The sequence below is a fragment of the Pseudomonas sp. LS44 genome (genome assembly GCF_024730785.1).
In the GTDB taxonomy this organism is placed as follows: Bacteria; Pseudomonadota; Gammaproteobacteria; order Pseudomonadales; family Pseudomonadaceae; genus Aquipseudomonas.
Map to the genome: position 1 here is coordinate 1,882,290 of NZ_CP102830.1, position 26,076 is coordinate 1,908,365.

22 protein-coding genes and 2 tRNA genes are annotated in these 26,076 nt (G+C 53.1%); 16 read left to right on the forward strand and 8 right to left on the reverse strand.

The annotated features are described in order from the left end of the window. The first annotated feature begins 21 nt into the window (after window positions 1-21). The 16 genes from NVV93_RS08460 (at window position 22) to NVV93_RS08535 (ending at window position 12,677) form a co-directional block, all read left to right on the forward strand. The gene (locus NVV93_RS08460; RefSeq protein WP_258253988.1) at window positions 22-1,017 is read left to right on the forward strand and encodes a zinc transporter ZntB; all 996 of its coding nucleotides are present in this window, start codon (window positions 22-24) and stop codon (window positions 1,015-1,017) included. 53 nt (window positions 1,018-1,070) lie between these two features. Then, entirely contained in the window at window positions 1,071-1,316 is a 246-nt protein-coding gene (locus tag NVV93_RS08465; protein ID WP_258253989.1) for a CrfX protein, read from the forward strand. A 2-nt stretch (window positions 1,317-1,318) separates the two neighbouring features. Next, the gene (locus tag NVV93_RS08470; RefSeq protein WP_258253991.1) at window positions 1,319-2,143 is read left to right on the forward strand and encodes a mechanosensitive ion channel domain-containing protein; all 825 of its coding nucleotides are present in this window, start codon (window positions 1,319-1,321) and stop codon (window positions 2,141-2,143) included. Window positions 2,144-2,231: 88 nt separating this feature from the next. Then, window positions 2,232-2,822 carry an RNA polymerase sigma factor SigX gene (gene sigX / locus NVV93_RS08475; RefSeq protein WP_258253992.1) on the forward strand — a complete coding sequence of 197 codons (591 nt, stop codon included), beginning with the start codon at window positions 2,232-2,234 and terminating at the stop codon, window positions 2,820-2,822. Window positions 2,823-2,929: 107 nt separating this feature from the next. Further along, the gene (locus NVV93_RS08480; RefSeq protein WP_258253993.1) at window positions 2,930-3,964 is read left to right on the forward strand and encodes an OmpA family protein; all 1,035 of its coding nucleotides are present in this window, start codon (window positions 2,930-2,932) and stop codon (window positions 3,962-3,964) included. 117 nt (window positions 3,965-4,081) lie between these two features. After that, on the forward strand, window positions 4,082-4,768 hold the full coding sequence (locus tag NVV93_RS08485; protein WP_258253994.1) for a peptidase C39 family protein: 687 nt from the start codon (window positions 4,082-4,084) through the stop codon (window positions 4,766-4,768). Window positions 4,769-4,933: 165 nt separating this feature from the next. Then, window positions 4,934-5,010, forward strand: a tRNA-Val gene (locus NVV93_RS08490). A gap of 216 nt (window positions 5,011-5,226) precedes the next feature. Further along, a complete protein-coding gene (gene thrS / locus NVV93_RS08495; RefSeq protein WP_258253995.1) occupies window positions 5,227-7,149 on the forward strand; it encodes a threonine--tRNA ligase in 1,923 nt (640 codons plus the stop codon). After that, entirely contained in the window at window positions 7,149-7,700 is a 552-nt protein-coding gene (gene infC, locus NVV93_RS08500) for a translation initiation factor IF-3 (RefSeq protein WP_258254316.1), read from the forward strand. Before thrS ends, infC begins: the two co-directional genes overlap by 1 nt. A gap of 62 nt (window positions 7,701-7,762) precedes the next feature. Further along, window positions 7,763-7,957 carry a 50S ribosomal protein L35 gene (rpmI, locus tag NVV93_RS08505; RefSeq protein WP_119893341.1) on the forward strand — a complete coding sequence of 65 codons (195 nt, stop codon included), beginning with the start codon at window positions 7,763-7,765 and terminating at the stop codon, window positions 7,955-7,957. A 29-nt stretch (window positions 7,958-7,986) separates the two neighbouring features. Further along, window positions 7,987-8,343, forward strand: a complete 357-nt coding sequence (gene rplT / locus NVV93_RS08510) for a 50S ribosomal protein L20 (RefSeq protein ID WP_119893342.1) — start codon at window positions 7,987-7,989, stop codon at window positions 8,341-8,343. 95 nt (window positions 8,344-8,438) lie between these two features. Further along, entirely contained in the window at window positions 8,439-9,455 is a 1,017-nt protein-coding gene (gene pheS / locus NVV93_RS08515) for a phenylalanine--tRNA ligase subunit alpha (protein ID WP_258253997.1), read from the forward strand. Between the two features lie 38 nt (window positions 9,456-9,493). Further along, complete coding sequence (gene pheT / locus NVV93_RS08520; protein ID WP_258253998.1) at window positions 9,494-11,872, forward strand: phenylalanine--tRNA ligase subunit beta; 2,379 nt, start codon at window positions 9,494-9,496, stop codon at window positions 11,870-11,872. 3 nt (window positions 11,873-11,875) lie between these two features. After that, on the forward strand, window positions 11,876-12,178 hold the full coding sequence (gene ihfA / locus NVV93_RS08525) for an integration host factor subunit alpha (protein WP_003243414.1): 303 nt from the start codon (window positions 11,876-11,878) through the stop codon (window positions 12,176-12,178). Then, window positions 12,159-12,515 carry a MerR family transcriptional regulator gene (locus NVV93_RS08530; RefSeq protein ID WP_258254002.1) on the forward strand — a complete coding sequence of 119 codons (357 nt, stop codon included), beginning with the start codon at window positions 12,159-12,161 and terminating at the stop codon, window positions 12,513-12,515. The genes ihfA and NVV93_RS08530 overlap by 20 nt, the downstream gene beginning before the upstream one ends. Before the next feature lie 85 nt (window positions 12,516-12,600). After that, window positions 12,601-12,677, forward strand: a tRNA-Pro gene (locus NVV93_RS08535). Between the two features lie 543 nt (window positions 12,678-13,220). Here NVV93_RS08535 and NVV93_RS08540 read toward each other — a convergent pair. The 8 genes from NVV93_RS08540 to NVV93_RS08575 form a co-directional block, all read right to left on the reverse strand. Continuing rightward, window positions 13,221-14,084, reverse strand: coding sequence for an HNH endonuclease signature motif containing protein (locus NVV93_RS08540; protein WP_258254003.1), 864 nt, complete (start codon window positions 14,082-14,084; stop codon window positions 13,221-13,223). A 549-nt stretch (window positions 14,085-14,633) separates the two neighbouring features. Then, window positions 14,634-16,493: a DUF6119 family protein gene (locus tag NVV93_RS08545; RefSeq protein WP_258254004.1), complete on the reverse strand. Its 1,860-nt coding sequence runs from the start codon at window positions 16,491-16,493 to the stop codon at window positions 14,634-14,636. 289 nt (window positions 16,494-16,782) lie between these two features. Then, a complete protein-coding gene (locus tag NVV93_RS08550) occupies window positions 16,783-17,598 on the reverse strand; it encodes a DUF6339 family protein (protein ID WP_258254005.1) in 816 nt (271 codons plus the stop codon). Continuing rightward, on the reverse strand, window positions 17,598-18,503 hold the full coding sequence (locus NVV93_RS08555; protein WP_258254007.1) for a hypothetical protein: 906 nt from the start codon (window positions 18,501-18,503) through the stop codon (window positions 17,598-17,600). Before NVV93_RS08555 ends, NVV93_RS08550 begins: the two co-directional genes overlap by 1 nt. Beyond that, complete coding sequence (locus NVV93_RS08560) at window positions 18,500-20,350, reverse strand: hypothetical protein (RefSeq protein WP_258254009.1); 1,851 nt, start codon at window positions 20,348-20,350, stop codon at window positions 18,500-18,502. Before NVV93_RS08560 ends, NVV93_RS08555 begins: the two co-directional genes overlap by 4 nt. Then, window positions 20,347-21,345: a PD-(D/E)XK motif protein gene (locus NVV93_RS08565; protein WP_258254010.1), complete on the reverse strand. Its 999-nt coding sequence runs from the start codon at window positions 21,343-21,345 to the stop codon at window positions 20,347-20,349. The genes NVV93_RS08560 and NVV93_RS08565 overlap by 4 nt, the downstream gene beginning before the upstream one ends. Beyond that, window positions 21,338-23,977, reverse strand: a complete 2,640-nt coding sequence (locus tag NVV93_RS08570) for a Z1 domain-containing protein (protein WP_258254011.1) — start codon at window positions 23,975-23,977, stop codon at window positions 21,338-21,340. The genes NVV93_RS08565 and NVV93_RS08570 overlap by 8 nt, the downstream gene beginning before the upstream one ends. 305 nt (window positions 23,978-24,282) lie before the next feature. Next, window positions 24,283-26,070 (reverse strand): DNA cytosine methyltransferase, encoded by a 1,788-nt coding sequence (locus tag NVV93_RS08575; RefSeq protein WP_258254014.1) that lies wholly within the window; start codon window positions 26,068-26,070, stop codon window positions 24,283-24,285. Between the last annotated feature and the right edge of the window lie 6 nt (window positions 26,071-26,076).

Consider the following 26,076-nt stretch of genomic DNA (forward strand, 5'->3'; position numbering starts at 1 on the left):
CGCATGTTTGTGGGAGTAGCAATGCTCGAGGAAGACAATTCGCAGTGGGGGTTGGTCCATGCATTCGTGCTGGACGGCGAGGGCGGCGCGACATCTATTTCGCGTCAACAGCTTGATTCGTTGAAACTCGATGCCGGACAAAGCGTATGGCTGCACTGGGATCGTGGGCATCCGCAAACCCATGCCTGGCTGCGCAGTTCGAGCGGTTTAAACGAATTCAGCTGCGATTTGCTGTTGGAGGAAAACACCCGTCCTCGGCTGTTGCCTTTGGCCAACGAAGAGCTGCTGCTGTTCCTGCGCGGCGTCAATCTCAATCCCGGTGCCGAACCCGAGGATATGGTCTCAGTGCGGATTTTCGCCGCGCCGCAGCAGGTGATTTCGCTGCGTTTGCGCCCGCTGCTGGCCACGGATCAACTCATCGATGAGTTGGGTCGTGGTGTCGGGCCGAAAACTGCCTCCGAACTGCTGTTCTATCTGGCCCATCATTTGAGCGACAAGGTCGATGATGTGGTGACTGCACTGTCAGAGCAGATCGATGGCGAAGAAGAAAAAATCGACGCCGATGAGCGCTATGCCCCTGATCATGGGTTGATGCTGCATATCCGGCGTCGCGCCGCTGGTTTGCGCCGTTTTCTGGCTCCGCAGCGGGATGTCTATGCGCAGCTTTCCCGCAATCCATTGCCATGGTTCACTCCTGAGAACGTAGGTTACTGGAATGAGCTCAGCAACCGCCTGATTCGCAATCTGGAAGAACTGGAGTTGATCCGTGAACGAGTCGGCCTGGTGCTGGAATCCGAGCATCGGCGAGCAAGTGAGCGGATGAATCGCACCATGTATCGCTTTGGCATCATTACCGGCTTTTTTTTGCCGATGAGCTTTTTGACCGGTCTGCTCGGCATCAATGTCGGCGGCATCCCGGGTTCGGAAAGCCCGGTCGGCTTCCTGGGTGCCTGTCTCATCATTGGCTCTCTCGCCTTCGGGCAGTGGTGGCTTTTTCGCCGTTTGCGCTGGATTTGATGTGACCTACCGACTATTGACCTCGTCTAGCCGTCACACCCTGCGAGGTATGCATGCGCGATCCTTTTGAAGAATCCCTACGAGACCTGCTCAAGGCGTCGTCCCCGCCACATGATGACGACGCGACCTTGGGCCGCGTTCTGAAAACCGCTAACCGCCAGGTTGGGGCAGGTGATCTATTCAGTCTGATGGGGCATTGGTTTGAAGCTCTGTTAATAGCCGTGAGCAATGGTTCTGCGCATGTGGCTCCGGTTTCACGCCGCACCTCTTCCAATTCTTCTGCTGATAAGGCCGAGTAACGATGGAATTCGATCCCTGGACTCAAGGGTTGGTCAGCGCTATGACCAACGTATGGACGCCTGTCGCCGGTTTTATCCCGCGTTTGTTCGGTGCGTTGGTGGTTGTTTTGCTGGGTTTCGTAGTCGCCAAGCTGCTGGATACTCTACTTTCCAAGCTGCTGGCCAAACTGGGCTTGGATCGCCTGATGGCGGGCACTGGTCTGACCAAGCTGCTGGAGCGAGTAGGTATTCGCGTACCGGTTTCGACTCTAGTTGGGCGGATCGTTTACTGGTTCGTGCTGCTGATTTTCCTGGTCTCCGCCGCCGACTCTTTGGGCCTGGGGCGCGTTTCCGCGACGCTCGATGTGCTGGCTTTGTACCTACCAAAAGTGCTGGGCGCGGCTCTGGTCTTGGTTGTCGGTATTCTGCTGGCTCAGTTGGTCAATAGCCTGGTGCGTGGTGCGGCCGAAGGGGTCGGGCTTGACTATGCGGGTGGACTTGGGCGAATCGCCCAAGGACTGGTGATCATCATCAGTATCTCCGTGGCTATCGGTCAGCTGGAAGTGAAGACCGAGCTGCTAAACAACGTGATTGCCATCGTGCTGATTTCTGTTGGTTTAGCAGTGGCTTTGGCATTAGGGCTGGGAAGTCGCGAACTAGCGGGGCAGATCCTCGCCGGTATTTATGTGCGCGAGCTTTATCAGGTCGGGCAGCAAGTCAAAGTGGGCACGGTAGAAGGTCAGATCGAAGAAATTGGCACGGTTAAGACCACCGTACTGACGGATGAGGGAGAGCTGGTTTCCGTAGCCAATCGGACTCTGCTCGAGCAGCAGGTGAGCAGTCGCTAACGCGCTAACCCTGCTAATGTATATCGCCGACTAGTGACCCTATCCTGGGTGATGGCGGCTATCTCCCTTACTGTCGGCTCGATTTGTTTTGAACAAAGCCCAATCATTACCGTCTCGTTATGACCCTCGCGATCTCTCCGATGAAGAGCTCGTGGCGCGTGCTCATGGAGAATTGTTTCATGTAACTCGGGCTTATGAAGAGCTGATGCGCCGTTACCAGCGTACATTGTTCAACGTATGCGCGAGGTATCTTGGTAACGAGCGTGATGCGGATGATGTGTGTCAGGAGGTTATGCTCAAAGTTCTTTATGGATTAAAGAACTTTGAAGGAAAGTCAAAATTTAAAACTTGGCTTTATAGTATTACTTACAACGAATGTATTACCCAGTATCGGAAGGAGCGCAGAAAGCGTCGTTTGATGGATGCTCTGAGTTTGGATCCGCTGGAAGAGGCATCTGAGGAGAAGGCTCCGGTGCTTGCTGAGCCAGGTGGTCTAGACCGCTGGCTTGTTCATGTCAATCCAATTGATCGTGAAATCTTGGTGCTACGTTTTGTCGCAGAACTTGAATTCCAAGAGATAGCCGACATCATGCGTATGGGGCTCAGCGCAACAAAGATGCGTTATAAGCGGGCCTTGGACCGCTTGCGGGAAAAATTCGCAGGCGATCCAGAAGCTTAATGCGAAGTGGCACCTCTAACGAGTCGGCGAACTCTGATACAATCACTAGTTGAGTTGTCTGGGTATTCTTGGACAACTTAATTGACCACCAAGATAGGGATTTACGGATGAAATTGAAAAACACCTTAGGCGTTGTCATTGGCGCATTGCTGGCCACTTCTTCGCTGGCCGTACTGGCACAAGGGCAAGGCGCTGTCGAGGTTGAAGGCTTCGCTAAGAAAGAGCAGTTCGATAGTGCTCGCGATTTCAAAAACAACGGCAACCTGTTCGGCGGTTCCGTTGGTTATTTCCTGACCGACGACGTTGAGCTGCGTCTGGGCTATGACGAATTGCACAATGCTCGTAGCGATGATGGCCGCAACATCAAAGGCTCGAACACCGCTCTGGACGCCTTGTACCACTTCAATGCTCCGGGCGACACACTGCGTCCATACGTATCTGCCGGTTTCTCGGATCAAAGCATCGGTCAAAACGGTGCCGGTGGTCGTAATGGCTCCACCTTCGCGAACGTTGGCGGCGGTGCCAAGCTGTATTTCACCGAGAATTTCTACGCCCGCGCTGGTGTCGAAGCTCAATACAACATCGATCAGGGTGATACCGAGTGGGCTCCAAGCGTCGGCATCGGCATGAACTTCGGTGGTGGTGCTAAGCCGGTTGAAGCTGCTCCGGCTCCGGTTGCCGAGGTTTGCTCCGACAGCGACAACGATGGCGTTTGCGACAACGTTGACAAGTGCCCTGACACCCCGGCTAATGTCACTGTTGATGCGGATGGTTGCCCGGCTGCCGCTGAAGCTGTGCGTGTTGAGCTGGACGTGAAGTTCGACTTCGACAAGTCCAAAGTTAAAGAAGAAAGCTACGGCGATATCAAAAACCTGGCTGATTTCATGGGCCAGTACCCGTCGACCACCACCACTGTTGAAGGCCACACCGACTCCGTCGGCACTGACGCCTACAACCAGAAGCTGTCTGAGCGTCGTGCCAATGCGGTTAAAGACGTCCTGGTCAATCAGTACGGTGTTGGCGGTGAGCGTATTCAGTCGGTAGGTTATGGTGAGTCCCGTCCAGTGGCGGACAACGCCACTGACGCAGGTCGTGCTGTGAACCGTCGAGTGGAAGCTGAAGTGGAAGCACAGGCCAAGTAATTGAGCTGAGCATCTGCAGAAAAACCCGGCTTTGGCCGGGTTTTTTCATTTTCGGGGAATGTTGGCCCGGATGACTGACCAAGTGGTCGGGTGCTGGAAATCGGTGGGAGACGAGCTTTGTTCAATATTTCTCGCGGGTCCTTTTCTTGTCTGCGCTTCTTTTTAATTGCTGGGGTGTTAGGCGGCTGTCAAGGCGCGATTTATTTGCCGACGGATCTCGGCAGGCTGCCTGAGCGCGTAGAGCTTATTGGGGTGCCATTTTTTTCTGAAACGGCTTATGAGGGGGCGCCCGGCTCTCTGGCGGTAATGTTGTCACAACAGGGGGTGGTTACGACCCCTGGCCTGGTCGCGAAGGAATTGGGATTGCCAGATGCTGAGCCGCAATTATTGGTCAACATCCAGCGCGTGGCCCATGAGCAGGGTTTTATCGTCTATCCACTGAGAACAAGTCTTGAAATTCTGGGGCAGGTGGCGGGCGGCTCCCCGGTGTTAGTTCAGTTGAATCAGGGGATTGGATGGGTGAAGAAGCCGCATTACGCCGTGATCGTTGGTTACGATCGACTTCGGCAAACCTTTTTGCTGAGATCCGGATCGAGTAAACGTCAGATTCTCAAATTTTCCACTTTTGATTCTGCGTGGAAGGATGCGGGTGGGTGGGCGGTCTTGGTGCAGTTGCCGACCAGTCTTCCTTCGAAAGTGGATCCGCAGCGTTGGCGTTTGGCTGCAGATGGACTTGATCTGGCTGGGCAGCCTCAGGCGGCGACGCTCGCAAGGCAGGTGCTGAGCCGGGCAGCCCCTCATTGAAAAAACAGGCTGTGTGCTGGGTATGGGCGCCGATTTGCGTGACATAGTTGTTGCGACACGCATGCTCCCGTATGGCGTCAGGTGCGAAAAAATCCATTTTTTCAGACAGTTAGAAGAAAATTTGTTGACAGGAATTTGTAAGTACGTAGAATGCGCGACCAATGCAGGCACATAGCTCAGTTGGTTAGAGCACCACCTTGACATGGTGGGGGTCGTTGGTTCGAGTCCAATTGTGCCTACCAAATTAAAAGGGTCGCTTAGGCGACCCTTTTTTATTGGCCGCTTGTTAGTTTCCTTGCTTTCTGGAAGCACTCGGCCTCTTGCGTCAAATGACTCTGGTTCGGTTTAGGTGAGCTTTGCTCCTGCCATCGTGAGGCAGGTACACCGCCGGAACACGTATTAGCTCATCCCAACCCACGTGACCTTTGGTAGGGGTCACCACTAGGAGAGGAGGCGCCATGCCAACCATTACTCTTCCCGACGGCAGTCAACGTTCATTTGATCACCCGGTATCTGTTGCCGAGGTGGCGCAGTCTATTGGTGCGGGTCTAGCAAAGGCCACTCTAGCTGGTAAGGTTGATGGGCGGCTGGTGGATGCCAGCGATCTCGTCGAAAACGACGCCAGCCTTCAGATCATCACTCCGAAAGACGCTGAAGGGTTGGAGATCATTCGCCACTCCTGCGCGCATCTCGTTGGGCATGCGGTTAAGCAGCTCTATCCGACCGCCAAAATGGTGATCGGTCCAGTTATCGATGAGGGTTTCTATTACGACATCGCGTATGAACGGCCCTTTACTCTGGATGATCTGGCTGCGATCGAGCAGCGCATGCAGCTGCTAATTGATCGAGATTACGATGTTGTAAAGCGGGTTACTCCGCGGGCGGAAGTGATTGAGCTGTTTAAGTCGCGGGGCGAAGACTACAAGCTGCGTTTGGTCGACGATATGCCCAATGAGCAAGCGATGGGTCTGTATTTTCACGAAGAATATGTGGACATGTGTCGTGGGCCGCATGTGCCCAATACGCGTTTTCTCAAAGCATTCAAATTGACCAAGTTGTCTGGTGCCTATTGGCGTGGTGATGCCAAGAACGAGCAACTGCAGCGCGTCTACGGAACCGCATGGGCTGACAAGAAGCAGCTAGCTGCCTATGTCACTCGTATCGAAGAGGCGGAGAAGCGCGATCACCGCAAGCTCGGCAAACGTTTGGATTTATTCCATACCCAAGAAGAAGCTCCGGGTATGGTGTTCTGGCATCCGAATGGCTGGACGCTGTATCAAGTGCTTGAACAGTACATGCGCGGTGTGCAGCGCGAAAACGGTTACCTGGAAGTGAAAACACCGCAGGTTGTCGATCGCAGTCTGTGGGAAAAATCCGGGCATTGGGCCAACTACGCGGAAAATATGTTCACGACACAGTCGGAAAGTCGTGATTACGCGATCAAGCCGATGAACTGCCCGTGCCACGTGCAGATTTTCAACCAAGGGTTGAAAAGCTACCGCGAGTTGCCGCTTCGTTTGGCGGAATTTGGTGCCTGCCATCGCAATGAGCCGTCCGGTGCTTTGCATGGCATCATGCGGGTCCGCGGTTTCACTCAGGACGATGCGCATATCTTCTGTACAGAAGAGCAGATGCAGGCGGAGTCGGCGGCTTTCATCAAGCTGACGCTGGATGTTTATGCCGATTTCGGGTTTTCCGATATCCAATTAAAGCTCTCGACTCGTCCAGAGAAGCGCGTGGGTTCCGATGAGCTGTGGGATCGTGCTGAAGCTGCTTTGGCATCGGCTTTAGACAATGCTGGTTTGCCCTACGATCTGCAGCCGGGCGAAGGGGCCTTCTATGGTCCTAAAATCGAATTCTCTCTCAAGGATTGCCTGGGTCGGGTCTGGCAGTGTGGTACCCTGCAGCTCGATTTTAATCTGCCGGTTCGTTTGGGTGCTGAGTTTGTTAGTGAAGACAACGGTCGCAAGCATCCAGTGATGCTGCATCGAGCGATTCTCGGCTCCTTCGAGCGCTTTATCGGAATGCTGATCGAGCATTATGAAGGAGCATTCCCTGCATGGCTGGCGCCTGTGCAGGCGGTGATCATGAATATCACCGATAAACAGGCTGAGTTTGCTCTGCAAGTGGAAAAAATACTGACTCAAAGCGGATTTCGTGCCAAGTCCGACTTGAGAAACGAAAAAATCGGCTTTAAAATCCGCGAGCATACTTTGCTCAAGGCACCTTATCTCCTTGTGATCGGGGATAGGGAAGTAGAAATGCAAACAGTCGCTGTGCGTACTCGTGAAGGTGCTGACCTGGGCTCGATGCCCGTCGCTCAATTCGCGGAGTTCCTTGCGCAGGCGGTTTCCCGGCGTGGTCGCCAAGATTTGGAGTAATCATTATTAAGCGTGAAATGAGACAGGATAAACGAGCTGCACCGAAAGCCCCGATCAACGAGAATATCTCGGCACGCGAGGTTCGGTTAATTGGCGCGGACGGCGAGCAGATTGGCATCGTCTCGATTGATGAAGCGCTTCGAGTGGCTGAAGAAGCCAAGCTGGATCTTGTAGAGATTTCCGCTGATGCAGTGCCGCCTGTCTGCCGCATCATGGATTACGGCAAGCATCTGTTCGAAAAGAAGAAACAGGTAGCAGCCGCCAAGAAGAACCAGAAACAGGTTCAGATTAAAGAAATCAAGTTTCGTCCAGGGACGGAAGAAGGGGATTACCAGGTAAAACTACGCAACCTGGTACGTTTCCTAAGTGATGGGGACAAGGCCAAGGTATCTTTACGATTCCGCGGTCGTGAGATGGCTCACCAGGATCTGGGCATGGAGCTGTTGAAGCGGGTCGAAGCCGACCTTCTTGAATACGGCACCGTTGAGCAGCATCCTAAGTTGGAAGGACGCCAACTGATGATGGTCATCGCCCCCAAAAAGCGAAAATAATCTCCAGGGCACTGGCAGGCCTTGTGGTTATGTGAAATTGACTCAATGCGGAGTATCCGAACATGCCAAAGATGAAAACTAAGAGTGGCGCTGCGAAGCGCTTCAAGAAAACTGCTGGTGGCCTCAAGCACAAGCACGCTTTCAAGAGCCACATCCTTACCAAAATGACCACCAAGCGTAAGCGTCAGCTGCGTGGCACTTCCATGCTGCATAAGTCTGATGTCGCTCGTGTAGAGCGTTCGTTGCGTCTGCGTTGATTTCCGGTCTAGGTCAAGAGGATTAATTCATGGCTCGTGTAAAGCGTGGCGTTATCGCCCGTGCCCGTCACAAGAAAATTCTGAAACTCGCCAAAGGCTACTACGGTGCACGCTCACGCGTATTCCGTGTTGCCAAGCAGGCGGTAATCAAGGCTGGCCAATATGCCTACCGTGACCGCCGTCAGCGGAAGCGTCAGTTCCGCGCACTGTGGATCGCTCGTATCAACGCTGGTGCTCGTGTCAACGGTCTGTCGTACAGCCGTTTGATCGCCGGTCTGAAAAAAGCGTCCGTTGAGATCGACCGTAAGGTTCTGGCCGATCTGGCAGTGAACGAAAAAGCGGCGTTTGCTGCGATTGTCGAGAAAGCGAAAGCCGTTCTGGCTTAAGTCCCCGACAATCACCGGGCTTGCCCGGTGCTAAACGTCACCAATAGGGGAAGGGCCTTCAAGCTCTTCCCCTATTTCGTATCTGGAGTCCGTACATGGAAAACCTGGATGCGCTGGTCTCGCAAGCGCTTGAGGCCGTGCAACATACCGAAGACACCAATGCCCTGGAGCAAATCCGGGTCCATTATCTTGGCAAGAAAGGCGAGCTGACTCAGGTAATGAAAACCCTGGGCGATTTGCCGGCCGAAGAGCGGCCGAAGATCGGTGCGCTGATTAACGTGGCAAAAGAGCGCGTTCAAGACGCGTTGAACATCCGTAAAGCAGCTTTGGAGCAGGCAGCATTAAGCGCCAAGCTCGCTGCTGAGCGCATTGATGTGACTTTGCCGGGGCGCGGACAAATATCCGGCGGCCTGCATCCCGTTACTCGCACGCTGGAGCGAGTCGAGCAATTTTTCACGCATATCGGCTACAGCGTTGCGGAAGGTCCTGAAGTCGAAGACGACTACCACAATTTCGAGGCACTCAACATTCCTGGCCATCATCCGGCGCGGGCAATGCATGACACATTTTATTTCAACGCGAACATGTTGTTGCGCACTCACACATCGCCCGTCCAAGTGCGCACCATGGAGTCCCAGCAGCCACCGATTCGCATCGTTTGTCCAGGCCGGGTTTACCGCTGTGATTCGGATATCACGCACTCGCCAATGTTCCATCAGGTTGAAGGGCTGCTGATTGACGAGGACATCAGTTTTGCTGATCTAAAGGGCACCATTGAAGAATTTCTTCGGGTGTTTTTTGAGAAGGATTTGGGTGTCCGTTTCCGCCCGTCGTTCTTCCCTTTCACCGAGCCTTCCGCTGAAGTTGATATGCAGTGCGTGATGTGTAGCGGTAAAGGCTGTCGCGTATGTAAACAGACGGGTTGGTTGGAAGTGATGGGCTGCGGAATGGTGCATCCAAACGTGTTGACCATGTCCGGTATCGATCCCGAAAAGTATCAGGGCTTCGCCTTCGGTATGGGCGTTGAGCGTCTGGCTATGCTGCGCTACGGCGTCAACGATTTACGCCTGTTCTTCGATAACGACCTGCGTTTCTTGGCGCAATTTCGCTAGAAACGCATGACCGTAACCGAATTGATTGGGAGAGCAGGATGAAGTTCAGTGAGCAGTGGCTGCGGACCTGGGTGAATCCCCAGGCCTCGCGCGATGAGTTGGTGGCGCGGTTGTCCATGGTCGGTCTTGAAGTCGACAGCGTGACACCTGTGGCTGGCAATTTTTCCGGCGTGGTCGTTGGCGAGGTACTCAGTACGGAGCAGCATCCAGACGCGGATAAGTTGCGTGTTTGCCAGGTGTCCAATGGCAGCGAAATTTTTCAAGTGGTCTGTGGTGCGCCAAATGTGCGTCCAGGTTTGAAAATTCCATTCGCAATGATTGGCGCGGAGTTGCCCGGTGATTTTAAGATCAAAAGGGCGAAACTGCGTGGAGTTGAATCCAGCGGCATGCTGTGTTCGGCGTCTGAGCTGCAGATCAGCGAAGACGATAGCGGTTTGATGGAACTGGCGATCGATGCGCCGGTTGGCGAAAGTATTCGTGCATATCTAGGGCTGGATGATGTCAGTATCGAGCTCGGTTTGACGCCAAATCGTGGTGACTGCTTGTCATTGGCAGGTTTGGCTCGGGAGGTCGGCGCTATTTATGCTGCCGATGTCGAGACCGTAGTAGTTGAAGCTGTCGCAGCTACACATGATGAAACTCGACCGGTTGATGTGTTTGCGCCTAAGGCGTGTGCGAGATACGTCGGTCGTGTGATCCGCAATGTCGATCTATCCCGAGCTACTCCCCTATGGATGGTCGAGCGCCTGCGTCGCTCGGATATCCGTAGCATCAATGCTGCCGTTGATATCACCAATTATGTGATGCTCGAGTTGGGGCAGCCGATGCATGCGTTTGATCTTGCCGAGATCCAGGGCGGGATTCATGTGCGCATGGCCGAAGAGGGCGAGACGCTGACGCTGCTCGACGGGCAGAAAATCACCTTAAGAGCCGACACCTTAGTCATCGCCGATCATCAACGTGCGCTGGCGCTGGCGGGAATTATGGGTGGGGAGCGCAGTGGCGTTAACACCGGGACAACGGATCTTTTTCTCGAAAGCGCTTTCTTCGATACGATCGCTTTGGCTGGAAAAGCACGTTCCTATGGCCTGCATACGGATTCGTCTCATCGCTTCGAGCGTGGCGTAGATCCTCTGTTGCCGCGTAAGGCCATGGAGCGAGCGACTGCACTGTTGGTCGAGGTGATGGGTGGAGAAGCTGGGCCGATAATTGAAGTGGCCAGCGAAGCTAACCTACCAATCACTGCCGCCATCACTCTGCGGGCCGAGCGCATCACCCAAATGCTCGGCTTAGAAATGGATTCGGCTGAGATCGAGCAACTGTTACGCGCGTTAGGCTTATCCGTAACCCAGGAGAGCTCCGGGATTTGGAAGGTCGAGGTACCCAGTCATCGCTTCGACATCGCGATAGAAGTGGATTTGATCGAAGAATTGGGGCGCCTTTATGGCTATAACCGCTTACCAATCCGCTATCCGCAGGCACGCCTAGCGCCACAGGCCAAGGCGGAAGCCCGTTCGGAGCTTCCAGTGCTGCGGCGTTTGTTAGTCGCACGGGGCTATCAAGAGGCTATTACCTACAGTTTCATTGATCCTAAATTGTTCGACCTGTTCGATCCGGGCGTTGAGCCGTTGCAACTAGCCAACCCGATTTCTGCCGATATGGCTGCCATGCGTTCGTCGCTGTGGCCGGGTTTGGTCAAGGCACTGCAGCACAACCTCAATCGACAGCAGTCCCGAGTGCGTTTGTTCGAAAGCGGATTGCGCTTTAAAGGTAAGCTCCCAGGCCTCAAGCAGGAAGCGATGCTGGCGGGAGTTATTACCGGAAGTCGCTTGCCTGAGGCGTGGGCTCACGGACGTGACGACGTTGACTTCTATGACTTGAAGGCGGACGTCGAAGCAGTGCTGGGCCATGCAGGTGCGCTGGACTCTTTCATCTTCGTCCCAGGCCAACATGCTGCACTGCATCCTGGTCAGACGGCGCAAATTGAACGAGAAGGGCGAGTCATCGGCTATATGGGGGCAATTCATCCTGAGCTAACTCAATCGCTAGGTTTGGAGCAGCCGATCTATCTTTTTGAATTGGTGCTGTCTGAAATTGCCCAAGGTAATTTGCCTCAATTCAGAGAACTATCGCGCTTCCCAGAGGTACGTCGGGACTTGGCACTGCTGGTGGATAAGGACATTGCTGCTGAGTCTGTGCTGGCAACTATTCGTGAGACTTCCGGCGAATGGCTGACAGACCTCAGGCTGTTTGATGTGTATCACGGTAAAGGTATTGATCCGCATAGAAAAAGCTTGGCCGTCGGCTTGACCTGGCAACATCCATCGCGCACTCTTAATGACGATGAGGTAAGTAGTACAACGCAGAACATCCTTGCCTCGCTGGAAAAAAGGTTCAACGCCACGTTAAGGAAGTAACGTATGGGGGCTCTGACGAAAGCTGAAATGGCGGAACGTCTGTATGAAGAGCTAGGCCTGAATAAGCGGGAAGCCAAGGAGTTGGTAGAGCTGTTTTTTGAGGAAATCCGGCAGGCGCTGGAGCTTAATGAGCAGGTCAAATTGTCGGGTTTTGGCAATTTTGATCTGCGAGACAAGCGTCAGCGCCCCGGACGTAACCCAAAAACGGGAGAAGAAATCCCGATTACGGCTCGCCGTGTCGTCACTTTTCGTCCAGGCCAGAAACTGAAAGCCAGAGTCGAAGCTTATGCTGGAACCAAGTCATAACGATGAGTTACCGCCGATACCGGGCAAGCGCTATTTCACCATTGGTGAAGTAAGTGAGCTTTGCGCGGTGAAGCCACATGTTCTGCGTTACTGGGAGCAGGAGTTTACTCAGCTCAATCCAGTGAAGCGCCGTGGAAATCGCCGCTACTATCAGCGTCAGGATGTGCTGATGATTCGGCAGATCAAGGCCTTACTCTACGATCAAGGTTTCACTATCGGCGGCGCGCGTCAGCGTCTTTCCGGTGATGAGGCAAAGGACGATACCACTCAGTACAAGCAGCTGATTCGGCAAATGATTGTCGAATTGGAAGACGTTTTACTTGTTCTGCGGAAGTGATGCTCTACGAAAAAACTTCCGTATTTCATGGGCTTAGTTTATAGTTCCTCCCGCTTTCGGCTGTAGCTGAAAGCAAATCTTTAGTCGGGGCGTAGCGCAGCCCGGTAGCGCACTTGCATGGGGTGCAAGGGGTCGAGTGTTCGAATCACTCCGTCCCGACCAAATAACCCTAGAAAATCCAGTCACTTAGCGGTGACTGGATTTTTTTTGGGCACGGTTTTTTGCTTTCACCTCAAAAGGCCGGTTCTGGTGACCGTTTGGTGACCGTTTGTGCTGGACTCGCTTCTGCAGGCTTGGTTACCTGACAGCCAGCGATCATCTTATAAGTGCGTGCCGGATAAGTAGCGCCAGTGCTGCAAAACAGTCAGCGAAGTCGTCCAATTCTCTTGGCTCCACATCGGGCGGTACAGGCAAATTCTGAGCCTCAATCTGATTTCTGGCTCCGTGCGAGCGAGGGGGCACCTGATTGGTCTTCGCGGTTGCTCCGGGCCGAACAGCTCGCGCGCCGCTTATGTCGGCAGTAGAGGTCGAGAAGCACGGGCCGCCGATGGTCCGTTGGACGGGAATCTGCTGGTCCCTACGACGGATTGCCTCGCGGATGTGCTACGACGTTTCCGCAGGGATTTAGCCTTGCGAATGGCGTGGTGGTTTCATGTATTGATGGGGATTACAACCAGGGTAGGAGAGATCAAGCCCCGCGATTTGTTAGCTGCTGGATTCTTGTAGCAGCCTAGGGATTTTTCTGACCGCCTCCTCTCGGAGATCCAGCTTGCTTTGGCCGTGGTGCATGCGCCTATGGCAATTGGGACACAATGCAATTGTGTTCGATATTCTGTCGCTACCGCCTTCGGCTAGGGGCTTTACGTGATGCACCTCCAAATATGGCAGGCCATCTTCTCTCAGAAACGGCGCTGAACAATCACAGAGTTCACAGCACCCATCCGCTCGCTGAAGAACCCAAGCTTTAACAGCGGGATCGCGGGCATATACAGTGCTTGTGGCTGTTGTGCTAGCAGGCTTTGCGCGACCTGGCGGCACTTCAAGCATGGAGCGTATCAAAGCAGTTGCCCGCACCTCTAGTTCAGCATTGTCGGCCGTAGGCTCTTGAAGCTGCTTCAGCAATTGGGCGGAATTGAAGCTGCCGGTTGAAATTTGGATCCAATCTTGGGGTGATATCAAAGAGCTATGCAGCAAGATGCGTTTTGTACGATTTCCGCCCTTAGAGTCTGGATTAACTTTGAGACGTGCTTGCTGTGCTCCAATCGCAGTCCGAAGCTCTTCTGTGTGGCCGGCCTCTAGCAAAAGAATTTCTTCGCCGTCAATCTTGATCGCTCGATCCGAGAAGTCAGGAAATGCTCGTACTAGATCGCGGGAGATGATATTAACTGAAATGGAGAGGAATCCCGCCGCTTGGAGCCTTTCCAACAAAACGTCTAATGCTTTGTTGTAATCGGCATTTCGAGTGGATGGTCCCCAAGACTCTAAAATCAATCCTGGAATCGATTGAAACTCTTCGACTGAGTAGGTGGCATTGAGCTGCAGACCACTGCTTGTGATTACGTTTGGCATTGAAAACTCCAAAAATACTTACTGCTTGTGGTGGGAGCCCATATGCATCTAGTAGATATTCATAAGGCAATGCCCTTGGCTTTGAGCGTGGTAAGGAATAGTAGTGTTGCTAAAATGAAATAAATCAAAGAGATTGACCTTGAAACAAATAGGGGTAGCGCGGATTTCTTGAGTAAGAAGTATCCGTGTAAAATGCAGGTGATCATCAGAATAAAGCCGCAAGCAATTAAGGAGTAGCCGAATGAGAATGTTACTTCTGGCCACTGAGCGGTAGGGGTTACCGTGTTTACGAGGTAGCTCCCGGTGATTTGGACGGCTGCTGACAAGCCCAAATTCCTAATGTTGTCGAACATGTTTTTTATAGCATCTGAAGAAAAAAATCTCTCAATAATTCCCATGGGAAAAATATTCTGCTCTATGTGTTTATCTGGTTATGGTCAAGCATCAGGCTTAATTTAAACGAGTCACTTGGTGGATGATGGAACTGTTGCCAGCAAAGCGTACTGGCGAACATGTAAGTATTTACACTGTTTAATTATGTGTGTAGAGCTAATTCACGGCCTCATGAGGCCAGCGATGGCTTGAGTATGGAGCTCCTTCTTTGTTGATCTTATAGAGTATTTTGAACTGAGATCCTGCGGCACTTTCTGCGATAGCGGCGGAGCAGCGGCTTACTTTTAATCCCTCTTGAAGCGTTTGCCCGGCAATTACGCGGATTTCCTTCTTTCCTTTTTTTAATTCTACTACTTCGACGATCGCGGCTGGCAGTGCGCAGGACTTGTTTTTCGGTGGGCTGGCGTCAGGGATGTAAATTAGCGCAGAGGAGATTTGCATTAAGTCTAGGCTTTTGAAACAGCGCATTAAGCTGATTCTGGAAAACAGCGGAAGATTGTCAGACAAATCTGCTGGTGATTTAGTCGTGATGATGCCGTATACTATCTTAATATTAATATTGTCAATTGCTGCGTGGTATAGCTGCAGATCATTCTGGCCAATCCGATCAGTAATCAATTGTTTCAGCGCATCGCGACATCTGGGCTCTAGGATAATTAATTCAGCCGAGTTGGTCCCTTGATTGAATAAGTGACTTAGCTGTGATGATCTGGTAGAGATTTTTAAATGGTACAGTTTTCCTAGTTCTTGGGTGCCGTTAACAGGAGGAATCACCATGTACAAGTCACACGGCTCAATAGCGGTCTGCCCATCAATGCTCATATTCTGCTGATCCAAGCATATGAATGCAGGGTGAGCATTAGCCACCGCTTCGTTGTAAGTTTCTTCGCTGTAGTGACTTAACCCGTCCTTAATCAGGTCATGATTATAATCGAATAAATCATTAGGCTCACACTTGGCATCCAAATATTGCTTAAGGTGCTCGATATATTCTCGTTCAACGCGATACCAGCCGCCTTCGCATAAATGATAAAATTTATGACCCTCAACAATGTCAAGTAGCAGGCAGTTGTATATGTTGTAAGCTCTGCTGATGTTTCCTTCGGCATCACAGAGTGCCAGGCTGAAAGATTTCAGCTTTTCGATGGTGAGCACGTTTAGGTCGGTGTCTTCACCTAGATAGTCGTAGAATGCATCTAGTGAAATATCCGTATAGATTTCTGCCAGTCCGCCGCGCCCTTGGAATCGGCAGGAGGTATTGTCTCGATAATCCACGATGTCAGGGATACAAAGGGATAAAGAAGGGTCTTGGGAAATAAAACACTCTAGAAGCTGCTCGTCTAGTACTTGAATGATATCAGGATCATTCTCGGGTGAGATTTTTCCGACGCTTGGAAAGGTTTCGAGGTAGTCTTCGCATCTGTATAGATCGAGCAGTGTATTGCACAAGCCATGAAGCTCTTCGGGAAGCAATTTCAGACTAATTTTAAGGCTGGCTGAGCCCGTCGCACTTTTAAAAAGTCCAATAAACTCTTCCTTTACCGCCCCTGTTAGGCTTCGGACAATCTCAGTGTTGCTATCAAAATCAAGGAATGTAATGTCGGCAGCTGCTGGGATTTGGGTTCTCTTTCGCCTAGACGCCCCAGGGTCCATGATGTCAGCACTTTTGAGTTTTTTTGGGTCGAGACTATTGAGTGTTACTAGTAGTCCGAAGTCATACTCATAACAGTTGTCGCGTAATTTATGGAAGACATGGCCAAACGATAGGGCGAAGTGCCTGTCTGCCACTGGTATGAATACGAGTGCACCTTTATTTGCCTGCTGAAGAGGGTTGGCGATATTGAAGTATTCTCGCCACCATGGCGCCCTCGGTTGACTGTCTAGAATATATACGCTGGAATTTTCTGGGAGTCGATCTGATGCTATTGCTTGGTCTAGTTCGTGCTCGTTTTTGAGTGAATTATTTGCATCGAAGCCTTGCTTTAGCAGAAATATGGTAAAAGGACGGCTTTTCAATTCGGAATCCCTTCGTTGTGTTATTATAATATTTCTCACCGGTCCACTACTCGTCGTTGAGTCGATTGGGTCGGGCTAGATTTATGATGTGCATTCCTCTCGGTGCACAATATATGAAATCTTAGTGTTCGGGCCGCAGGATTCCCACCCGCTCATATATTTGGTTCACTCTTCCGCCCTGGCTGCTGTGGGGCAGCCTGATACGCGGGGTTCTGACAGGCTCCATTTGTCATTATGTGCAGTGTCCAATTGAAAAGCCGAGCCTCAGTAGTAACTCCAACGCCACACTCTACTGCTGATTAGGTAACAGTGCTGGGACAGGAGGATTAGAGGAATACGGAAGTTGTAGTGCGGCTCCTGCAGTTTCAAAAGCTTCTGATACGATTAGCTCCAATTCATTTGGTGGCAGATATGCGAGATCGACAATCTGGTTTCTAAGGCGGAGGATTTTGGTCGCTGAGCGCATGATTGACTCCATTGAGCCCCTACCGAAAATCAAACCTGCCTTGAGCCAGCCTTCTGCTAGAGCTTTGGCCAGTGGCGGATTGCCTCCAATTGATGCTCGCTCAAAGATTTGAACCATAGCATCTTCGGTGAGCTGTTTTATGAGCTCCCAGCGTTCAGGGTGGCCCTCGCCGCGGTCAAGGACAGTTCCTCTCACCCACAGTCTCTGAAACGAATTACGAACACCTCCTGCAAAGCGTGCCACTCGTTCGCTAGACTTATCCGCAAATCGCCAAGCGACTACATCAGGTGCGAGTATGGTGCTCATGAATGCCCAGACATCGTCACGAAGTGCTTCACCGGATTTCAGCTCTTCCTTTTGTGCAAGATAGATTGCTGCTTCTTGGTCGAAGAGCGATCGTGCGGATTGCGTATTGGCATAAGGAAAGCCGAACTTCTGGGCGATTTTTCTCAGTTCAACCGTTATGTCAACTGCCACAGCATCGGCTCTAGCACCACCACTAGGAGCGCTAGACTTCAGGGCAGCATATTCGCTAAGGAGATCTATTCCATCTCGGGCAGCTGGCGCTGTTTCCTTCAGCCGTTCAAGAATGGTTGCAACACCATGTGCTTTCAGGCGTGGCAGTAGTGGAACCCGCATTATTCGGCCTCCCCAAAGTCAGCAATCGCAAGAATCGAGGCCCTGAATTTCCCGGGTTTATACATGCGAGTTTGACGAATACTATCGAGGCTCTGCCCAGGGAGCGACATCTCCATCCAAGCTCTGGCTTGATAGCCAATCGAGCCTTCTTCGTATTGAGTGAGCTCTGCTTCGTCTTTGCTCTCTAAAGCAGCCTCGATCATCTGCGTCATCACGTCCGCGACCATCGCTTGGAGCGTCAGCGGGTCGCCCTCTACAAACCTTTTGGTGATGCTCTCGTTGTCCGAGTTGATATAGAGTCGCACGTTGCCACTGAAATCCGCATCAAGGGTTGTCGGATTCCACTCGACGAGCCACGGTGCATATTGCTCCTGTCTGCCCTTGAAGCTTTCGGAGAAGCTTGCAAGTTCGATAGGGAATCTTGAGTCACCTCCGTCCTCAATGAGGATATTTTTCTGACTCTGCCAGAGGCGAGCTCCACGTTGTTTCGGCGACAGCGCGTTTCCAGATTCAATGGGGGAATCAAGGACAAGTCGAAGACTTAGCTGTAGCTGCCCTGAAAGCGTTCTGCCAGGTATTACTGCGTCAAGCGCGACAGAGGGATTGTCAGCATCGATGATTTTCGTATCGAGCCGATCGAGGCGACGTGGCAAGCTACCAGCCCCGGTGCCAGCGACCAGAACCGCAGCAAGTTTGAGGTCTCCCGAGTCTATTCCCAGTTGTTTTGCAGCTTCTGGGAAATCTATTGCGAGGCGAGTGCTCACCTGAATGTCCTGCTCGTAATCCCAGTTTTCTAAGATGTCTGAAGCAGGAGAGAGCGGCTCATCTGGTGGGCCGATCATCCATCCGCTGAAACTCACTGTTTCGTTCGGTAAGACGAGGAAAGGTAGAGCTACCCGAGTCATTCTCTACCCTCATTCAGGAATCGCAGACGCACGCCAACGGCGGCTTCTGGGGGGCTGAGAACAGAGATTCTGATTGTGCCGCTCTCCGTGCCTACTCTGATCACCGTGTCAGTTGTGGATTCTCCAGAGTCTGCGATAGACATCTCGATGACCTTTGTCTCGTAGCCCGAAGGAAGATCTTCGCTATCAGCAATCGCACCATCAGCAACCAGATGTGGTTCCGCCAATAGCTCAAGCGAGGCATCGGCTTCGTCGTTCTGGAGATCGGCCTCAAAGATGGCACAACGTCGGCCTAACTTGTCTATCTCGAGTCGGATGAAGCGAGCAGGTGAAATGGATAGCTCTTTCTTCTTGGAGGAGGGGCGAGTCACAGGTCTTGGCTTGCCCGGACCCTTCCCGGAGACGGAGTCAAGAAGGCGCCCTAGACGGGTGGCCGTGCTTGCCAGGGAGGGGCCGCGTTCACCACCGGCTGTGCTGGGCGGCAGCACAGGTGTTGCGTAGGTGCTGGCGATTGACTCGATGCGCTTGAGTGCAACCCTGACGAAGGTCTTTGCGCTGCGGTCAGGCAGATTATCTGGGACCCAGTCGTCATGTGCTGGCGGCTCGGACAATGCAAAGGCAGACTCTACTTCGTTCTCGTCCGAACAGATAAAAACTCCTGCCCACTCGAATCGGGAGTCAGGAAAGGGGCTCCCTTCAACATACTTCACGACCAGCTCTACAGGGCGCATCAGCGCTATGTGGCTTGAGTGCTTGGGTATGACAGAGTGTTCCTCTAGGGCTGGGCCAGAGCGAGCAGCGCAAAGTCCCTTCTTTATGACCAGCTTGCCGAGGTTCTTCTTTGGGCGTTCGCTCTTGATGATCTCCACATCGCGATCTTCGCGATAAGCTGCCATAGCTGATGCAAAGAGATCGAAAGGTGGAAACGATTCGGGAGGCGGCAAAGACACTTCAACGTTCTCGATCTCTACTCGAATACTGAGCTTCTTCTCTGCAGGCGTCGAATTGGTGAGCCTAGGCCAGAAGTTCCACAGAATCGTCTCTTGGATGTAGTGATCTATCGGCCTGGCTTCGTCGCCCCCTTCGATATAGGGGTCAAGAATCAGTATAGAGGTACCGGTATTCTCCAAGCCTCGATCAGGCATACCGAGTGATGCTGCTATGTCTGCCACGGGGCTTCCGGTCAGGGGGTCGATACCTCCATCGCCATCACTTACTCCCCACCAATGCCGTCCTGTGAAGCGCTTGCGCTTCCCACCGGCGACATCTCCATCGAATGCAGAGCCAAGATGGCAGCCCATGAATCTACGTACTGGTTGGCCATCGCAGGTGGTTTGGGTGTCGATCAGAATGGTCGAGCAGGCGCTCATCGTATACAACGAAGTCTTACCGTAGCCATATGTGCCACCTCCATGATGGGTGTCACGGGCAACGCCGACATTGCGCAGGAAGTTAACAAAGTCGAGGGTCTCTGTACCCTCTGATGCCACATCCCCTGAGGTCGGCCCACCAAGTCCTGTTGAGTTGAAGTCGCAGATTTCTAGGACTTTGAGATCTTTCTTGCCAATCGACGCAGCCATCTCGGCTCTGGTCTGATCGCCTTGAGGAAGATCTGCCAGCGCTAATTCCCTGAGTGCAATGCATTGCTTAGGAGTCAGGGTTCTGAACCGAATGAGAAGGGAGGGACCAGAGCCTAGCCGAGCGGCGTCAATGCTGTTCTGAATGGACTCTCGCAGAACGGTTTGAAGTAGGTCTTGGGCTGGGCAACCCAACAACCTCTTGAATCCGTCTGCTGCAATATTTCCTGTCTTGGCAAAGGGTTCGCTGAAAAGCTCAAGTCGCGTCATCCAGCAATCCTTTTGAATGCTATTTCGCAATCAGTAATCGAGAGTTCGAAGGTTTTTGCGTGACTGAGATCAACTTGGTAATCCAGAGTCGAAATGCCTTGGGGCAAGAATCCTGCATTAAAGCTGGAGGCCACGATTCGTGGGAATCCGTCGGTAACGGAGTAGACGCTCAGGCCTTCAAGCGTGTAGGAGAGGCGATTCCATTCTTCTGCATGGGGGTCAGAGCACTCGAGTGCTTCCAGGCCTTTCTTGAGCGACTCCTTGTCAGCGCCGAGTTTCAGCAGGCTATCGAACAATCTGCTTACCGAGAGCGGTCCATTCGCGACTAGCTCAACACGAATGTGGACCAAGTGAAGTGTGCCCCCAGCCGGGGCTGCCAACTGGTCAATCCCGTGAATGGACACACGCGTTGCGTCAGAGCGACCTGACGTTTTCACCTCAAGTGCATGCACGTCCCGTCGAAAGTCATGGCGCAACTCATAGGGCCCGGTCCAGGTTTTTACGGCCGCTGGATTGCAAGTGGCAAGGCGTCGAAGCGTTTCCAGTTCACCGACCAAACCTTGGATCTTGCAGTCCGGAATCTCTCCGCGGGATTTCTCCTTCAAGAGTTCTCGGAAGTCATCGATGGATGCTGTAACCGCCTTTAGAGGGACGTGCCCCTCCTGGATGCGGCGCAGAATTTCTTCTGCCAGTTCGGCGAAGACTAGGTCCAAAGCGCGGTCTTGGCACATGACATCGAGGAACCAGGTCCCCTTGCCGGCGACCTTGAAGTTCGACGTTGTAACTAGGAGTTTTGGTGTTGACGCAAGCCCTCGGGGATTGGCGCTCCCACCTACAGGAATCAGCAGACGTGGCTGACCTTGGGCGCCGATGGCATATCGCGCCGTGCCGAAGCCCGTCGCGATACCTGAATCGATGCTGGGGACTTCTATTACCCCATCACCTGCGCCAGTAGCGTTCAAGCGCTTCCAGCGCTCGATGGCCCGCTTACTCATCAGCACTCTCTTCCAGCACTTCTGCGAGCAGTTCCTCTTCCGATTCGATCTGTTCGGGAACAGGCGCATCCAGCTCCACTGAGTAATAGTCTCCGGCCTGATCGGGGGCGCCGGGGAAGACGATACCGATACCGATCAGATCGCCGACCGCATCAAGGTCGACACGCGATTTCGATTGCGCGCTGGATTTACCGTCAATTACATATAGCAGCAGAAGGGGGGCCTGAGGTCGTCGATCCTTTATGTCTGACCAGCTATCACTTGTCTTCACCGCGTCCAGGTCCTCGACATCAATCAGGATATCGTTCTTGGACATCAACGCCTTGATGTCGGCATACCCGCGCTCATTGCCTGCCAACTGGGAGCGGCACCCTGCATTCACCGTACCGAGTGCACCCAGCGGTTTGACAGAGGTGTTTTCGCCTGCAGGGGTGATGATGCCGACGTTCCACTCCTGCAGACTGTCCGATGCTTGGTCGATGTAACCGAGCAGCAGGTCCTTCTTCAGATCCATGTGGTGCTCGCAGATGTCATAGGCAACCAAGAACTTGCGGATCTCCTGGATCGATACACCCCGCACGAGTCGGCGCTTGTCTCCGCCTTGAGCTTCAACCTGACGGCCACCCACGATCTCGTCCACAAAACTGACTGCAGCATCCCAGTTGCCAGCTACTTTGCTGAGGCTCTGATGGTCGAAGCGGATCGTCTGCACGTGACGACCTTCGAAGCTGATGTTGCTGCGGTAAGCATGTCGCATCTTGGATGCAGCCGTGATTGCCATTCCGGGAATGGCGCGGACACGAATTGCGAACTCTTTCGGAGTGACGTTGTGTTTTCTGTAGTTGCTGATGTCCTCGCGGATCTCTTCTTCGATGCGAGCGAGTGCTCGGAAGTTCGATGCAAGATCAGAGGTTGTCCAGAGACGCGGCAGATCCTCGTAGCCGTGCCTGTAGCCAAACCATCGGCCCATCTGCAGTAACGTGTCGTACTGCATAGATGTACGCAGGAAGAAGGAAACGGACAGTCCTTCCAGAGTCAGACCACGCGCCAGAACTGTGCCGCCTACGACTATGTAGGTCTTTGGCTCTTGGGTGTAATCCAATCGTTCTAGGCTCTCGCCATTCTCGACCGCAAACTGCAGGGCCTCCAGCGTGCTGCTCAGATGAGGGAGCAGGGCGTCGAAGGAAGAGATGCCGTCATACTCCAGCGGAACCAGATCGGTCTCTTCTTGGAATAGCTGTACCAGCTTGTCGTGGAGGTCTCCGGATTTGCTGGTCAGTTCCTCGCGCTTCTCCTCAATCCAGCCCTCGATGAGTTCGGCCATCCTGGTGTGCTGGATGATGTTTGGGGAGGTATGAACAAGCATTGTCATGTGCTTGTCTTCCTGCCCACGAATTCGTCGGATGGCACAACTGATCAGGAACCAGAGAACTGCTTTCTCCAGCTCTTCGGTCATCTGAGGGCGGAAGGTGTCCTTGTCGCTTGCCCGGGCTGGGCGCAACTGGTTTAGCTTTTCAGTCGGCACATTCCGGATCATGTTTCTGCCGGCCTCTTCTGGCGACTCCGGGCCATCGGGGTTTGCCGGGCCGAAGCCGAATACCTCCCGCGCACCGAAGTAACCTTCAGTCCGGGGTAGGGCAGTGATGAAGTCTTCCGGGTAGAGGTCGTCCAGATCGTTCTGATTGAGTGGGTATGGATCAATGAACACGTTTGCAAACGGTGTTGCCGTATAGCCCACATAGGAAACTGCCGGCAGAGCTCTGATGATCTTGCGGATCTCCGCGTTGATTCGAGTCATGTCGTAGTCGCTCTTCGATGAGTTCACCGATGCTTGGTCGCATTCATCATCAATCAGCAGCACCTTGAGCTGTCTGAGAATTGCCAAGGGCGTCTTGGGCTTGCCCTTATCATCCACAATGGTTCTGCGAAAGGTTTCCAGCCGCGATGTGATCTTCTTCATCACAACCAGCTGCGCCCGCCCAGGGACAGGCATGGTGAACGAACCATTCGCCGGATAGGTATAGTCACCATCATCATGCTCGGTGGTGTACAGCTGCCAGAGATCGCGATGACGTTTGACGATATCGTTCTCTATTCGTCGCTGGGTTTGAGCGCGCAGTTTGTTGGTCACCCCACCCAGTAACACGATCAGGTTGTATCCGGCGTCCACGGCCTTGGCGATCACCGCGGTCATGTTCGCTGTTTTGCCAGACTGAACGTACCCGACTACAAGCCCGCGATGACGGAAAGCCTCCTTGCCAGGGTTCGCAAGCAGAGAAACTACCTCTGACGAGCTTTCGTCAATGGACTTGATGGCATCCTCGTCCCAACTTTTGGTGTTGGTGAGATACCCCTCGAGCGCGGGCCAATGGAGGTCCTTCTGGCCAGGCCCCTTGTACCACTCGACCCTGCTTTTCACGAGGGAGTTGCGGCGAAGGATTTCTACATCCTCCAGCGCCGCAATAACCTGCTCCAAGGCTGCTGCGAGGTTTTGCTTCATCTCGTCGGAGAAGGGAAACCCAATGTTGGCGAAATCAACTACCAAGGCCTGTGCGGCTTGTTCGGGGGTGTCGTGTGTGGGGAGCTTCTCGCGGATTTGACGAGCGAAGGTTTCGACTTGCGGATTTGTCATCGAAGCAATCCTTACTTGCTGTCCAGAGGTAAAGCGATCCTGGTTTCTGGATGGGTGTTCCATAAGTCTTCCAGGCCGTTTTATATAGCGTCGCCTCGCTATGTCGGCCGGCGGAACAGTCTATTTGCAATGATCTGCGCACGGCAGTAGAGGCATCCTGCCATTGCGAGGTTAAATCCCGCAACGGCAAGATAAAAATGAGTTCTCTAGGATGGGCATGACTGTTACAGCCTGTGCGCAACGGAAGAGCGAGGCCTCCCTCCAAAGACCATCACATACTGCGCTAGGAAGTGCGGCTGGGATGGTCAGTTACACGGCTCAGTGTGTTTAGCAGGTTCTGAACGTGCATCCCTGTGGCTATCACGTCTGGCTTTCTGAGCCCCATTCTGTGTTTGCCAGGGGAGATCAGCGTCGGTTTGCTCTACCACCGAGCCTTGCTCGTCGAACTCCTGCACCTTGTCAAAAAGGATCCGGAAAACGACCCCTGCGATCTTGGAAGCCAACAGTGGGGGCACCGCGTTCCCTACCTGATGAAACTGCTCCGTCCGGTTGCCCTGGAAAAAGTAGTTGTCAGGGAAGGTCTGGATGCGAGCAGCTTCACGCACAGACAAGCTACGGCATTGAGTGGGATCGTAGTGGATGAAGTAGTGCCCATCTTTAGAGATATGGCTGGTAATGGTCGTTGCGGGCAGGTGCTCCGCCTGGACCCGGAAACGATCACTGAAGACTCCGCTTTCCCAGTTCGAATGATCAGGAGCAAGCCCTTTTAGATTGAAGCCTTTATGACCTTTGGGCGAAACACCGTGAAGCTTCGCGTAGGTGGCTGCAAACACATACCGCCGTAAATCTGTCAGCATGTGGCCGCGGGCTTCATGGTTCAACCAGTAATCCAGATGTTCGTCGTGGTACCAATCGTCTAGCTGAGCACTCCCCGTGCTTCCATCGTCCTTGCTGGCAGCTCGTCTGATCCGCCTACCACCCCAGCTTGCTGGTGCGTTGAAGTCTCTCAGGACATCGCCAAGAGCAAGCCACATTTTGTCAGCCACATCGATCTGGTCACGCAGGTAGTTGACCTGCTCCTGCACGGTAGAAGCCCACAGCTCCTGACTGTCCGCCATCTTGGTCAAGCCGCTACGGAGCTTTGGAAGGCTCCCAATGACCTGCCCGACAGTCGCTTCCGGGCTGTCTTTGGCCAGTTTCAACTGCGCAATATCCGCAGGCAGACAATCCTCTGAAATGCCCAGCAGAATGACCCGATGCCGAGCCTGAGGAATTCCATAGTCCTCAGCCCTGATGATGAAAGACTTCGGATTTATCTTGTCGACATCATCGTCGGGAGCAAAATGGGTGCCGGTCACCAACGAATAGATGTGGTATCGCTTCTCGGCTCCTCCTTCATCAGGAGACTTATGGGGGCCTGAGAGATCTCGCAGGATGTTGGAGAAGATCCGCTCATTGTTGACCTTCGACGAAAGAATGCCCTTGACGTTCTCCATTACGAAGACTGTCGGCTGCCTCTCCCTGATGATCCGCAGATATTCTTTGTAAAGGAAGTGGCGGTGATCCTCTTCAGCCTTGTAGTCAGCCTTGGCCTGGTTACGGGCACGGCCCACCACGGAATACGCCTGACATGGGGGCCCACCGATAAGCACCCAGGGACGATTCCTATCTAGGCCATGCTCCTGATCATTCAGCGCGTCATCTAACTCCTTATTTCCTTCGTCGCTCCCCAAGGTAATGCATTTAGCTTCTCTTGCAGCTGCCTCCCAAAGCCCCTTCGTTTCATCCGAAGGAATGAAACCCTCCTTCGCCGAGGGATCATTGCAGTAGTCGTAGTACTCGAAGAGATGGCTCGGCTTGTGTTTCTTCAGCAAGCGAAAGAACGCCCTCAGCCTCAGGGTCTGCCAAGCCTTGGAGTCCTTCTCTGCAGACACGACAATCTCGAATCGCTTACCGTCACCGAACGAAGAGAATCCTTCCCCCAGGCCGCCTGGTCCTGCAAAGAGGTCAACTATCTGGATGGGCTGGCTTAGCTCACCCTGAGGGTCTAGAGGCGTATCCTCCGGAAGGAATGTCATCTGGTTTCGATTCATGGACAT

Excerpts from the sequence above, each read along its gene's own strand:
- NVV93_RS08460 (WP_258253988.1), top strand. The coding sequence starts at position 22 with ATGCTCGAGGAAGACAATTCGCAGTGGGGGTTGGTCCATGCATTCGTG.
- NVV93_RS08465 (WP_258253989.1), top strand. The coding sequence starts at position 1,071 with ATGCGCGATCCTTTTGAAGAATCCCTACGAGACCTGCTCAAGGCGTCG.
- NVV93_RS08470 (WP_258253991.1), top strand. The coding sequence starts at position 1,319 with ATGGAATTCGATCCCTGGACTCAAGGGTTGGTCAGCGCTATGACCAAC.
- NVV93_RS08480 (WP_258253993.1), top strand. The coding sequence starts at position 2,930 with ATGAAATTGAAAAACACCTTAGGCGTTGTCATTGGCGCATTGCTGGCC.
- thrS (WP_258253995.1), top strand. The coding sequence starts at position 5,227 with ATGCCAACCATTACTCTTCCCGACGGCAGTCAACGTTCATTTGATCAC.
- rpmI (WP_119893341.1), top strand. The coding sequence starts at position 7,763 with ATGCCAAAGATGAAAACTAAGAGTGGCGCTGCGAAGCGCTTCAAGAAA.
- rplT (WP_119893342.1), top strand. The coding sequence starts at position 7,987 with ATGGCTCGTGTAAAGCGTGGCGTTATCGCCCGTGCCCGTCACAAGAAA.
- pheS (WP_258253997.1), top strand. The coding sequence starts at position 8,439 with ATGGAAAACCTGGATGCGCTGGTCTCGCAAGCGCTTGAGGCCGTGCAA.
- pheT (WP_258253998.1), top strand. The coding sequence starts at position 9,494 with ATGAAGTTCAGTGAGCAGTGGCTGCGGACCTGGGTGAATCCCCAGGCC.
- ihfA (WP_003243414.1), top strand. The coding sequence starts at position 11,876 with ATGGGGGCTCTGACGAAAGCTGAAATGGCGGAACGTCTGTATGAAGAG.
- NVV93_RS08530 (WP_258254002.1), top strand. The coding sequence starts at position 12,159 with ATGCTGGAACCAAGTCATAACGATGAGTTACCGCCGATACCGGGCAAG.
- NVV93_RS08540 (WP_258254003.1), bottom strand. The coding sequence starts at position 14,084 with ATGCCAAACGTAATCACAAGCAGTGGTCTGCAGCTCAATGCCACCTAC.
- NVV93_RS08550 (WP_258254005.1), bottom strand. The coding sequence starts at position 17,598 with ATGCGGGTTCCACTACTGCCACGCCTGAAAGCACATGGTGTTGCAACC.
- NVV93_RS08555 (WP_258254007.1), bottom strand. The coding sequence starts at position 18,503 with ATGACTCGGGTAGCTCTACCTTTCCTCGTCTTACCGAACGAAACAGTG.
- NVV93_RS08560 (WP_258254009.1), bottom strand. The coding sequence starts at position 20,350 with ATGACGCGACTTGAGCTTTTCAGCGAACCCTTTGCCAAGACAGGAAAT.
- NVV93_RS08565 (WP_258254010.1), bottom strand. The coding sequence starts at position 21,345 with ATGAGTAAGCGGGCCATCGAGCGCTGGAAGCGCTTGAACGCTACTGGC.
- NVV93_RS08570 (WP_258254011.1), bottom strand. The coding sequence starts at position 23,977 with ATGACAAATCCGCAAGTCGAAACCTTCGCTCGTCAAATCCGCGAGAAG.
- NVV93_RS08575 (WP_258254014.1), bottom strand. The coding sequence starts at position 26,070 with ATGAATCGAAACCAGATGACATTCCTTCCGGAGGATACGCCTCTAGAC.